The following is a 606-nucleotide window of genomic DNA, read 5'->3' as shown; positions in this document are numbered from 1 at the left end:
AGCTCGGAAAAAAATGCGTGGATTTAAAAATGATACAGATGAGGCGATAAATACAAAATTGGCTCGTTTCTTAAGTGGCCGAGGTTTTTCCCATGCTACGATAAAAACCGTACTTAAACAGTTAAGTGAAGAACAGACTACTTAAAGTTTTAGATAGTGTAGCGGATGAATACAACAATCATTTGCATCTATAAGAAAAGAAAACTGTAAATTAAACTCTGAATGAAATGATAAACTTACAACGCATCATGATTATTGGTAGACCAGGAAGTGGCAAGTCCACTTTTTCTGTTATGTTGCAAAAGAGTTTAAATATTCCTTTGTTCCATTTAGATAAATATTTTTTTATTGCCGATTGGGTGCCACGAGAATATGAGAATTTTTTGTCACTCCAAAAAGAATTAGTTGCTAAGCCTTGCTGGATTATTGATGGTAATTCCAGTAAATCATTCGAGATACGTTATCGCGAAGCCGATATGTGCTTGTACTTTAATTTACCCAAATGGCTATGTTATTGGCGGGTATTTAAGCGCTTGTTTTATAAGGCTTCAGAAATCGATGATAGAGCCGCTGGTTGCAATGAAACGGTACGATGGTCGCTATTAA

The 606-nt window shown here is 35.5% G+C and carries 2 protein-coding genes; both read left to right on the top strand.

The features are described from left to right. Nucleotides 1-13: 13 nt before the first annotated feature. Nucleotides 14-145: a regulatory protein RecX gene (locus Lstg_RS17595; protein WP_238585453.1), complete on the top strand. Its 132-nt coding sequence runs from the start codon at nt 14-16 to the stop codon at nt 143-145. Nucleotides 146-227: 82 nt separating this feature from the next. Next, a partial coding sequence (locus tag Lstg_RS14895) for a P-loop NTPase family protein (protein ID WP_058478467.1) occupies nt 228-606 on the top strand: 379 nt, incomplete at its 3' end.

The organism is Legionella steigerwaltii (assembly GCF_001468065.1).
Classification (GTDB): domain Bacteria; phylum Pseudomonadota; class Gammaproteobacteria; order Legionellales; family Legionellaceae; genus Legionella; species Legionella steigerwaltii.
This window is presented reverse-complemented; position numbering and strand designations above follow the sequence as displayed.

Coding starts and splice junctions, on each gene's coding strand:
- Lstg_RS17595 (WP_238585453.1), top strand. CDS start 14: ATGCGTGGATTTAAAAATGATACAGATGAGGCGATAAATACAAAATTG.